A 10,624-nucleotide genomic window follows, 5' to 3' on the forward strand; every position below is an offset into this window, starting at 1 on the left:
CGATGGCTCGACGCTTCGACGACGACCCGGACTTGGTGCTCGCCGCTCGCTTCGGCGACGAGCAGGCCTTCACCACCCTCTTTCGACGGTGGTTCGCCCCCTGCGTCGACGTGGCTCGCCGGATCGTGCGCGACGACGACACGGCCGCCGAGGTCGCCCAGGAGACGTTCCTGGTGGCCTGGCGTCAGCTGGGCACGCTCCGCGACCCGTCGGCCTTCGGGGGGTGGGTGCTGCGCACCAGTCGCAACAAGGCGCTCAACCGCCTCGAACGGGAGCGGCGCAGCATCGCCGTCGACCAGGACGAGTCACCGGTGCTGGCCGAGCTCGAGGCGGGTGGCGACGTGGCCGCTGACGTCGCCGCCCGCGACCAGCAGCAGCTGGTGTGGGCGGCGGCGGCGGCCCTGGGCGAGCGAGATGCCAGCATCCTCGACCTCCACCTGCGCCACGAGCTCGATGCCGGTGAGATCGCCGAGGCCCTGGGCGTCACCCCCAACAACGCCCACCAGTTGCTCTTCCGCATGAAGGGTCGCCTGGCCTCGGGGATACGCGCCTGGGTGCTGTTCAAGGGCGGCGACCCCGCCTGCCCGGAGTTGGCGGCCGATCTGCGTCGGTCCGATGCCCTGCGCTTCTCGGCGGCCACCGTGAAGGTGGTCGGCCGGCACGTGCAGCGCTGCGACGACTGTGCCGACCGACAGGCCGCGGTGCTCGCCCCCGAGGCGCTGTTCGCCTCGGTGCCGCTGCTGCCGATCGGGGTCGGGCTGCGCGAGCAGGTGGCCGAGGGTCTGCGCCAGGCCGGTGTGCCTCTCGGCCCCGACGCCGCCGTCCCCGTGGAGCCGGCGGCCACGGAAGGCGCCGGCGCCCCCGACGCCGACCTCTCGGTCGACGGCGACCACGGCGCGGGCGAGGGGCACCCCGGTCCGGTCGCCGAGGCGCCGGCGCCGGACCGCGACAGCACCACCGCCCTCGCCTCTCCCGCCACCGTCGGGGTCGAGCCATCGGTCGGTGTCGGAGACCCGCCGTCGGGCGAACCGAGATCGTCCCGGGCCGCCATCGCCGTCGTGGCGCTGCTGTTGGTGCTGGCCGGCGGTGTGCTCTGGGCGCTGCGCTCCGGCGGCGACGACGAGGTCGAGGTGGTCGCGGCCTCCGAGCCCGGGTCCACGTCGACGGCTTCCCAGCCATCGAGCACCGCCCCACCCGCGCGGGAGCCCGAGCTGGTGATCGAGTTCGACCCGACGACGGACGTGTCGACCCCGGAGGCCCCCGTCGCACCCGTTCCGACCGACGCGCCACGGGTCCCGCCCTCACCGGCTCCGCCCGGCCCGGTGCCGCCCACCCCCGACACCACCGCTCCGCCCGCCCCACCCCCACCTCCTCCGCCGCCTCCGCCGGTGGTCGACGGCTTCGTGGCCACGCCGACGGCGCCACCCGGGTCGTGCGCCCCGGGCCAGTTCCCCTTCGCCGTGAGTTGGGCCACGACGGGGGCCACGGCGGTGACCGTCACCAGTCCCGACGCGGTCGGACCGGTCGCCGGCGGCCCCGATGGCACGGCGACGGCGTGCGCCCTGACACCGAGCGGCACATGGACCCTCACCGCGACCGGACCGGGTGGTTCGGCGGTCGCCACGGCCCCGTGACGCGGCCGGTCGCTCGGTAGGGTCACGTCCCACCGGGCCGAGTCGGCCGCCACTTCTGTGGTTCGGGATCCGGAGGCGCCGACGCCGGTCTTCTACGCCTACGCGTATCCCACCACGGTCCGGACTGGTGGGCCGACCGTTTCGCCTGATCGCCACGCCGGTTCGTCCCGGGTCCGGACCTCTGCGCGGGAGCTCGGCGCTCGGCACCCCCGTCCGGTGGCCGCTACGGTGCAACGCCGTGACAGGGGGAACTCGCAATCCACACGCCGGCCAGCCGTTCACGGACGACGACGACGCCATCGCCGCCGCCCTCGAGGACGTGAGCATCCCGGCGCTCATGTGCTCGCTGGTCCACATGACCGGCGACCCCTCGTGGATCAGGGGCGACCTGCGACCGCAGGGCGCCATGATCAACGAGCACCAGGGGTACATGAGCGAGGAGGACAAGGCGGAGGTCCGCCGCCGAGCGCTCCCCGCCATCGCCGCCTTCCGCGACGGCGGCTGCGAGCTGCCGCCCCCGCCCTCGCCGGAGCTCATCCACGAGATGATGGCGTTCCTGGCCGCGGCCCCGGTCGACGAGTCGGTCGTGCCCCTCTTCTCCGAGGACCTCCACCTCGACGGCGCCGACGCCGGGGCCATCACCTGGGGCGACGAGATCCCGGCCGAGGTGCGCGATGCCGCCCACACCGTGGTGATCGGCGCCGGCGAGGCGGGCATCCTCGCCGGCATCCGCCTGTCCCAGGCCGGCATCCCCTTCACCATCGTGGAGAAGGCCGACGGGCCGGGCGGTACCTGGTGGGACAACCGCTACCCGGGCGCCCGCGTCGACATCGGCAGCCACTTCTACTGCTACTCCTTCGAGCCGGCCGACCACTGGAGCGAGTACTACTGCCAGCAGCCCGAGCTGCGCGACTACTTCCGGCGGGTGGTCGACAAGTACGACCTCGAACCCCACATCCGGTACCGCACCGAGGTGGTGGCCGCCCGGTTCGACGAGTCGACCGACCGCTGGGACGTCGAGGTCCGCACCCCCGACGGGACCATCGAGCACCTCGACCCCCGCTTCGTGGTCAGCTGCGTCGGCGCCCTCAACCTGCCCCACCTGCCCGACATCCCCGGGCGCGACGACTTCGCCGGCCCCTCGTTCCACTCGGCCCGTTGGCCCGACGACCTCGACATCACCGGCACCCGCTTCGCCCTCGTCGGCGCCGGGGCCAGCGGCTTCCAGATCGCCCCCACCATCGCCGACGACGTCGAGCACCTCACCGTGTTCCAGCGCACGCCGCAGTGGATGTTCCCCAACATGAACTACCACCGCCAGGTGCCCGAGGGCGACGCCTGGGCCATGCGCCACCTGCCCTTCTACGGGCGGTGGTTCCGCTTCCTCATGTTCTATCCGGCGTCGGGTCTCACCAACGAGCACAACCGCGTGGATCCGGACTGGGACGACGGCGGGCGCAGCATCAGCGAGCGCAACGCCATGACCCGTGACCTGTTCGGGCAGTGGATCTCCTCGCAGCTCGAGGACCATCCTGACCTGCTCGAGACGTGCATCCCCGAGTACCCGCCCTCGGCCAAGCGGATGCTGCAGGACAACGGGTCGTGGCTCACGTGCCTCAAGAAGCCCAACGTGGAGCTGGTGCGCACCGGCATCGAGAAGATCGTGCCCGAGGGCATCGTGACCGCCGACGGTCGCCTCCACGAAGCCGACGTCATCTGCTACGCCACGGGCTTTCGCCACAACGACTTCCTGTCACCGATCCACCTGGTGGGGCGCCACGGGGTCGACCTCCACGAGCGGTGGGGTCACCGGCCCAAGGCCTACCTCGGCATCACCATCCCGGACTTCCCCAACCTCTTCTCGGTCTACGGGCCCGGCACCAACCTGGCCCACGGCGCCAGCCTCATCTTCCAGTCCGAGTGCCAGATCAACTACGTGATGAGCGCCATCCACGAGGTGCTGGCCTCCGGGGCCAGCACCATCGAGGTGCGCAAGGACGTCCACGACGCCTACGCCGAGCACTACCAGAGCGAGATCAGCCAGATGGTCTGGGCCCACCCCTCCGTGAAGCACAGCCACTTCAAGAACCCCGAGGGCGAGGTGTGGACGCTGTCGCCGTGGCCCATCCCCACCTACTGGGAGTGGACGCGGGCCGTCGACCCCGACGACTACGTGCTGGCCTGATCGTCGTCCGGTTCGACCCGGAGCCTCGACCAGCGCCACAACCGGTCGAGGTCGACCACCCAGCCCGATGCCGCGCCGAGGCGCCGGTCGACGTAGGCGTCGAGATCGCCCACGCGGACGTGCTCGAAGTCGGCGACATCCCCAGGCGTGCCGACCTCGGCGACGGGCACGTCCGAGGAGCCGCCGCAGCAACCGTTGCGGTGCGCCGCCCGCAGCACGAGCGCCCGGTCGCCGAGGTGGTGGCGCGCCCGAGCCGAGACGGTGAGCCTCATGACGTGCGGGTGGCCGGGAAGGCCGAACGGGTGGCGTTGGCGTAGCGCACCAACAAGAGCATGACCGGCACCTCCACCAGCACCCCGACGACGGTGGCGAGCGCGGCGCCCGACTGCAGCCCGAACAGGGCGATGGCGGCGGCCACGGCCAGCTCGAAGAAGTTACTGGCACCGATGAGCGCGCCGGGGGCGGCCACCGCGTGACGAGTGCGGAGCTTGAAGAAGACCCCGTACGTCAAGAAGAAGATGACGACGGTCTGGATGGTCAGCGGCACGGCGATGAGCGCGATGTGGAAGGGCTGGTCGAGGATGACGTCGCCCTGGAACGCGAAGAGCACGACGAGCGTCACGATGAGCCCGGCGGGGGTCACGGGGGCGATGCGGGTGAGGAAGACGTCGTCGAACCAGCGCTGGCCTCGTCGCTGGATCAGCAGCACGCGGGTGGCGTAGCCGGCGGCGAGCGGGATGACGATGTAGAGGGCGACCGAGAGCAGGACGGTGTCCCAGGGCACGGTGATGTCGGAGATGCCGAGCAGGAACACCACGATGGGGGCGAAGGCGACCAGCATCACCAGGTCGTTCACCGCCACCTGCACGAGCGTGTAGGCGGGGTCGCCCTTGGTGAGGTAGCTCCACACGAACACCATGGCCGTGCAGGGCGCCGCCCCGAGGAGGATGGCGCCGGCCAGGTACTCCCGGGCCAGGGCTTCGTCGATGAACGGCGAGAACACCACCAGCAGGAAGACCCAGGCGATGGCGTACATGGTGAAGGGCTTGACCAGCCAGTTCACGCCGGTCGTGACCACCAGCCCGACCGGTTCGCGACGGACGCCGACGACGGCCCCGAAGTCGACCTGGACCATCATCGGGAAGATCATCGCCCAGATGAGGACCGCCACCGGGAGCGAGACCGACGCGTACTCGTAGCGGGCGAGGGTCTCGGGGACGGCGGGCACCAACTGTCCGAGGGCGACGCCGGCGACGATGGCCAGCGCCACCCACAGGGTCAGGTACCGGCCGAAGACCCCGAGCCCGCCCCCGCCGGCGGCCTCGGCCGGCTCGGGGGCGGCCGGACCGGGGGGTGGGCTCGGCTCGAGGTCGTGGTCGGACACGTCAGCCGCAGCAGGCGCTGTCGGTCGAGCCCGCGGCGGCGACCGCGACCGGCTCGGGGGCCGACGACGGGGCGCAGCACGCGTCGCCTTCGCCGAGCGAGCGGTTGGTCATCTCCTCGGCGTCGCCCGTCTTCACGTACCACTCCCACTTGGCGCCGTCGGGGTCGGTGACCCAGGTCTCGGTCTTGGTGGCGTAGCAGCACATGGTGTCGTCGACGCCCGTCGTCTCGAGCCCGGTGTCGGAGAGGCGGGACTCGGCCGCGAGCACCTCGTCGGCGAGCTCGGTCTCGACGCCCAGGTGGTTGAGCGAGCCTCCTTCGGCCGCTTCGATGAGGACGAGCTTCAGCGGCGGGTCGGCGATCTCGAAGTTGGCGTAGCCGGGCTTGCGCTTGGCCACCTCGGTGCCGAAGAGCTTGGCGTAGAAGTCGACGGCGGCGTCGACGTCGGTCACGTTGAGGGCCAGCTGGACACGGGACATGTGTGGGCTCCTGGAGGTAGACTCATCGATGTTCATCGATTGGTCGTCACTCTCGCAAACATATCGACAAGTGTCAATACGTCGGCGCCGTCCGCGCCGAGTGCAGGAGTCCAGGGCGAGCGATGGTCGTGTCGCCGAGACGAGCGGCCCGACCGAGGAGGTCCAGCGTGGGGAACGAAGCGGTCGGCACCGAGGTCGCCCCGGCGGAGTGCTGCACCCCGGTGGTCGGCCGGGGCCTCGACGAAGCCGAGGCCGTCGAGTTGGCCGAGCTGTTCAAGGCCCTGGCTGATCCGGCCCGGCTCCGGGCCCTCTCGCTGGTGGCCAACGCCCCCGCCGGCGAGATGTGCGCCTGCGACCTGGTGGAGCCCCTCGAGCGGTCCCAGCCCACGGTCTCGCACCACCTCTCGCTCCTCGTCGAGTCGGGCTTCCTGACCCGCGAGAAGCGCGGTCGCTGGGCCTGGTACCAGCTGGTCCCCGAACGGCTCGACCTGGTGCGCCAGGCCCTGGGCGTCTCGGGTCCCTGACCCGCCGGCTCAGGAGAGGCGGTCGCCCAGCCGGGCGAAGTCCGCCAGCCAGTCGGGCATGCGGGCGGCCCGGCCGTCGGCGGTGACGCACCCGTGCACGGTCACCGCCGTGGCTCGCACGGCGTCGTCGACGGTGAGCAGGTAGCCGACCTGGAACGTGGCCCGGGTGAGCTTGCCGATGCCCAGGTGGACGGTGACCTCTTCGTCGAAGGCCAGCGGAGCCCGGTAGCGCACGTACGCCTCGAGCACGGCGAAGTCGATGCCGTCGTCGCGCACTGACTGGTAGTGGTGGCCGAGGCTGCGCAGCCATGCCACCCGGGCCTCCTCGAGGTAGAGCACGTACGAGGAGTGGTGCACCACGGCCATGGCGTCGGTCTCGGCGAACCGGGTCCGGAGGCGGTGGGCGAACGCGTACGCGCTCGGGTCGAGAGGAGGGTCCAGTGACAGGCGCACAGGGGCCGAACCTACCGCCCGTGCTCGGCTCCCCGACGCCTACCGTCGGGGGATGGACCTCATCGAGACGTTGCGCACCACGGGCGCCGTGCGCCAGTTCACCGACGAGGCCGTGCCCGACGCGGTGGTGGCCCGGGTCCTCGACACGGCCCGCTTCGCGCCCAACGGCGGCAACCGGCAGGCGTGGCAGGTGGTGGTCGTCAAAGATCCGCAACGGCGGCGACGGCTCCGCGACCTCTACCTCGAGCAGTGGTACGACTACCTCGCCATGGGCGCGGCCGGCCTCACCCCGTGGTCACCGCTCGGCGACCGCGACGCCGAACGGCGAGCCATCGACGACGGGGCCGAGATCTGGCGGGCGGCCGGAGCCGAGGGCCCCGGGTTCGCCGAGCACCTCGACCAGGTGCCGGTGCTCATGGCCGTCTTCGGTGACCTGTCCCGGCTGGTGGGCACCGATCGTGACCAGGGCCGCTACACGTTCGTGGCCGGCGCGTCGCTGTACCCGTTCGTGTGGAGCGTGCTGCTCGCCGCCCGCGCCGAGGGGCTCGGCGGGGTGATGACGACGATCCACGGGCGGGTCGAAGGGGAGGTCAAAGAGCTGCTGGGCGCACCCGAGCCGATGGCCCTGGCGGCGGTCGTGGCGCTCGGGCGCCCCGTGCACCAGCCCACCCGCCTGCGGCGCGAGCCGCTCGGCTCCTTCGCCACCGTCGACGACTTCGAGGGTCCCGTCCTGCAGTGACTCGCCGGTTCCGGCCGGCAGCCATGGCCATGAGCCGCTGCAGTACGCCGGCTCCGCGGGCCTCCGCTGCTCAACGCGGGTCGTGGGGCGGCAGCTGCCGGGCCAGCTCCGTCATCGCCGTGTGGTCGTAGGGCGGCGAGAGCTGCAGGATCAACCGGTCGACACCGACGGCCTGGAGCCGGTCGTGCTCCTCGTGGCCGGGCGTGGCCCAACGGGGGTCGAAGTTGGCGAACACGGTCACGAGGAAGGCCTCGGCATCGCCGCCGGCGTCGGCGTGGGCTCGGCGGGCCACGTCGACGAGCTCGGCCAGCCGGGGGTGGCGGGCCTGGGTGTTGAGGCCGTCGCCGATGCGACCGGCCAGCTCGAGCGTGCGGGGACCGAAGCCCCCGACGATCACCGGCGGCGGGGGATCGGGCCGCAGGAACCCGTGCGCCCGACCGAGGTGGAACTGCTCGCCCTCCCACGGCTCGACCGCACCCGTCCACACCTGTCGGATCACCTGCACGGTCTCCTCGAGCTGGCGACGCCGCACGGGGTTGGACGGGACCTCGCCCCCGAGAGCGGTCTGCTCGGGCGGGTAGGGCGTGCCCTCGCCGCCGCCGGCGCCGATGCCGAGTAGCAGACGCCCGTCGGACACCTCCTGCAGCGTGGCGGCCATGGTCGCGAGCAGGCCCGGGCGACGGTTGGCCACGTTGAGCACGAGCGGGCCGAGCATGACCCGCTCGGTGACCGCGGCGAGCGACGACAGGATCGTCCAGCACTCGAGCACCCCATCGGCGCCGTGAGCCTGGCCGGCCAGGTGGTCCCAGGTCCAGATCCCGCCGTAACCGAGCTCCTCGGCCAGCTGGGCGGCGGTGCGCATGTCGTTCCAACGGGCGCCGAACGGATCGAGCAGCAGGTCCACGTCCATGCCGCCGAACCTACCCAGGCCCTGCCCATGGCGCCCTCGTCGCTGAGGGTTCGGGTCCTCGGGGTCCCGGCGGGTCCTGTCCCGCACCAGAACCTGACGTGCTCGGTCGCTCAGAGCGGCGGCTACGTCGAGCTCGGGCGTGGGTCGACGAACCCTTCGTCGACCGCAGGCGGCGCCCGCCGAGCCGCACTCGCTCCCGTGCGCGCGTCAGAACCGGTGGTGCGGGCCACCCCCCGGAACCCACTCGGCCCCGAGTTGCTGGCGCAGGCCGTCAGCCGACTCGCAACAGGCGGAGGAGCGCCAGCGACGGAGCCTCAGCCAGGGCCCCGCGTTTCGGCGAAGCCGGCGGAGGGAGGCTTGCCGACCGGAGCAAGATGTCGCGGCTCAGGCGGCTACCCGGTCGCGCTGTTGGCGGCTGTAGCCACCGCTGCCGTACGAGCTGAGGTCGAGCAGCAGCCCGATGACCACGAAGACCCAGCCGATGCCGGTGACACCGCCATCGGCCTCGGAGTAGGCGAGGGCGAAGAACACCGTGGTGAACGGCAACAGCAAGAAGCCGATGAGCCCGAACCAGAACGACTCGAACGCCACGGTGAGGCGGTCGGTGAAGATGAGGAGGATGACGATGGCCAGGCGCGGAGCCCCGGCCAGCACGACGGCGCCTGCGCAACAGCCCATGGCGCGAACGCTACTGCCCGGGCGGCCAGGGGTCCCGGGATCCCCGAGCCGGAGCGACGCGGTGCCCGCGTGCCTCGTGTCACGCCCGGTCCCTCGGCACGGAGTACCTTCGCCGCTTCAGTCGATCGAACGGAGCCGCCACCGATGATCCCAACTCGTCCCCGTCGCCACTGGGTCAGGGTGGCCGCGCTGCTCCTGTCCGGCACCCTGATCGCCACGGCCTGCGGTTCCGACGACGACGACGCCGCCGGCTCGACGACGACGGACGCGTCGTCCGCCGAGGCCGGGTCCGCCGCCGAGACCGACCCGTGCGTGGCCGACGTCGCCACGGTCGTCGACACCCCGCCGAGCGAGGCGTCCACCACCGAGCCGCTCCCCGAGGACCTCGTCGCCGAGCTCGACGCGGCCGCCGCCGCCTCCTTCGCCGAGGCCGCCGCCCCCGGTGCCATCGTGGGGGTGCGCACCCCCGACGGCACGTGGATCGAGACCTACGGCGATGCCGATCCCGACGCCGGCGTGCCGATGTCTCCCGACATGCACCAGCGGGTGGGGTCGGTCACCAAGACCTTCACCGGCACGGCGCTCATGCAGCTGGCCGAGGAGGGGCTCCTCTCCCTGGACGACCCGATCTCGGACTACGTCGACGGTGTGCCCAACGGCGACGAGATCACGTTGCGCATCCTGGCCGACATGACGAGCGGGGTGGCCAGCTACACGACCGACGAGACCTTCGTCGACGCGTACTTCGCGGCCCCCGAGACCGTCTACGCCCCCGAGGAGCTGGTCGAGATCGGGTTGGCGGCCTCGCCGATCTTCGATCCGGGCGAGCAGTTCAACTACTCCAACACCAACACCGTGCTGTTGGGCCTGGTCGTCGAGCAGGTGACCGGTCAGGACATCGGAGAGGTGTTCGAGCAGCGCATCTTCGAGCCGCTCGGCCTGGAGGGGACGTCGTGGCCCGGCGAGTCACCGGAGCTGCCCAGCCCTCATCCCCGGGGCTTCACCCTGCAGGGGGTCGACACCGACCCGCCGGAACCGGTCGACGCGACCAACTGGAACCCGTCGTGGACCTTCACCGCCGGGGGCATCATCTCCACCGTCGAGGACCTGTTGACGTACGGACGGGCCCTCGTCACCGGCCAGGGCCTGCTCTCGCCGGAGTCACAGACGGAGCGCCTGGAGAGCTTCCCCGCCCCCGCGGGCTACGGCATCGCCCTGGGCTGCATCGGCGGGTGGGTCGGCCACACCGGCGAGCTGCCGGGCTTCAACACGTCGGTGTTCCACGACACGACCCACGACACCACCGTCATCGTCGCCGTGAACAGCGACATCGCCTCGGGTGACTGCGAGGAGTCCCCCGTCCTGCAGGGCGACCCACGGGCGCTGCCGTGCTCGAACCCCGCCACCCGCGTGTTCGTGGGCGTGTCGGAGGCGCTGGGCAACCCCTTCCACCCGCAACCGGCCCGCTGATCCAGCCGCCGGTGCGCCCCACGGGTCGGTGAGGAGAAGGGGTGGGCACGGGGCCCACCCCGAGGATCAGTGGGATCCGGCTCCTACGCAGTGGGGTCCTTCGGCTTCCTGGCCGGTGGTGTTGACCCCGATCGGGGCACCCTGGATGATCATGCCGGTGTTCACGGTG

The 10,624-nt window shown here is 71.9% G+C and carries 11 protein-coding genes; 5 read left to right on the forward strand and 6 right to left on the reverse strand.

Annotation, left to right across the window (positions count from 1 at the left end; translation table 11 throughout):
- The first annotated feature begins 2 nt into the window (after window positions 1-2).
- Together LUW87_RS17800 and LUW87_RS17805 are read left to right on the forward strand one after the other, a co-directional pair.
- The gene (locus LUW87_RS17800) at window positions 3-1,634 is read left to right on the forward strand and encodes an RNA polymerase sigma factor (protein WP_232672547.1); all 1,632 of its coding nucleotides are present in this window, start codon (window positions 3-5) and stop codon (window positions 1,632-1,634) included.
- A 238-nt stretch (window positions 1,635-1,872) separates the two neighbouring features.
- Window positions 1,873-3,819 (forward strand): flavin-containing monooxygenase, encoded by a 1,947-nt coding sequence (locus LUW87_RS17805; protein ID WP_232672548.1) that lies wholly within the window; start codon window positions 1,873-1,875, stop codon window positions 3,817-3,819.
- Here the strand turns inward: LUW87_RS17805 and LUW87_RS17810 are convergent.
- The 3 genes from LUW87_RS17810 to LUW87_RS17820 are packed head-to-tail and all read right to left on the reverse strand — an operon-like array spanning window position 3,804 to window position 5,681.
- Window positions 3,804-4,091 (reverse strand): CC/Se motif family (seleno)protein, encoded by a 288-nt coding sequence (locus tag LUW87_RS17810; RefSeq protein WP_232672549.1) that lies wholly within the window; start codon window positions 4,089-4,091, stop codon window positions 3,804-3,806. The two genes, LUW87_RS17805 and LUW87_RS17810, sit on opposite strands and share 16 nt — an antisense overlap.
- On the reverse strand, window positions 4,088-5,203 hold the full coding sequence (gene arsB / locus LUW87_RS17815; protein WP_346742591.1) for an ACR3 family arsenite efflux transporter: 1,116 nt from the start codon (window positions 5,201-5,203) through the stop codon (window positions 4,088-4,090). The genes LUW87_RS17810 and arsB overlap by 4 nt, the downstream gene beginning before the upstream one ends.
- Window position 5,204: 1 nt before the next feature.
- The gene (locus LUW87_RS17820) at window positions 5,205-5,681 is read right to left on the reverse strand and encodes an ArsI/CadI family heavy metal resistance metalloenzyme (protein ID WP_232672550.1); all 477 of its coding nucleotides are present in this window, start codon (window positions 5,679-5,681) and stop codon (window positions 5,205-5,207) included.
- Between the two features lie 167 nt (window positions 5,682-5,848).
- Here LUW87_RS17820 and LUW87_RS17825 point away from each other — a divergent pair, with 167 nt between their 5' ends.
- Entirely contained in the window at window positions 5,849-6,205 is a 357-nt protein-coding gene (locus LUW87_RS17825; protein ID WP_232672551.1) for an ArsR/SmtB family transcription factor, read from the forward strand.
- A 9-nt stretch (window positions 6,206-6,214) separates the two neighbouring features.
- On the opposite strand, the gene LUW87_RS17830 is transcribed toward LUW87_RS17825, so the two are convergent.
- Window positions 6,215-6,658 (reverse strand): acyl-CoA thioesterase, encoded by a 444-nt coding sequence (locus LUW87_RS17830; RefSeq protein WP_232672552.1) that lies wholly within the window; start codon window positions 6,656-6,658, stop codon window positions 6,215-6,217.
- Between the two features lie 52 nt (window positions 6,659-6,710).
- Between LUW87_RS17830 and LUW87_RS17835 the strand changes: the two genes are divergently transcribed.
- Entirely contained in the window at window positions 6,711-7,397 is a 687-nt protein-coding gene (locus LUW87_RS17835) for a nitroreductase family protein (RefSeq protein ID WP_232672553.1), read from the forward strand.
- Window positions 7,398-7,467: 70 nt separating this feature from the next.
- Here LUW87_RS17835 and LUW87_RS17840 read toward each other — a convergent pair whose 3' ends face one another.
- Together LUW87_RS17840 and LUW87_RS17845 are read right to left on the reverse strand one after the other, a co-directional pair.
- Window positions 7,468-8,307: an LLM class flavin-dependent oxidoreductase gene (locus LUW87_RS17840; protein WP_232672554.1), complete on the reverse strand. Its 840-nt coding sequence runs from the start codon at window positions 8,305-8,307 to the stop codon at window positions 7,468-7,470.
- Between the two features lie 384 nt (window positions 8,308-8,691).
- Entirely contained in the window at window positions 8,692-8,985 is a 294-nt protein-coding gene (locus LUW87_RS17845; protein WP_232672555.1) for a hypothetical protein, read from the reverse strand.
- Window positions 8,986-9,129: 144 nt separating this feature from the next.
- On the opposite strand from LUW87_RS17845, the gene LUW87_RS17850 reads away from it, so the two are divergent.
- On the forward strand, window positions 9,130-10,455 hold the full coding sequence (locus LUW87_RS17850) for a serine hydrolase domain-containing protein (protein WP_232672556.1): 1,326 nt from the start codon (window positions 9,130-9,132) through the stop codon (window positions 10,453-10,455).
- The last annotated feature ends 169 nt before the right edge of the window (window positions 10,456-10,624 follow it).

It is taken from the genome of Rhabdothermincola salaria, from assembly GCF_021246445.1.
GTDB classification, from domain to species: Bacteria; Actinomycetota; Acidimicrobiia; order Acidimicrobiales; family Acidimicrobilacustridaceae; genus Rhabdothermincola_A; species Rhabdothermincola_A salaria.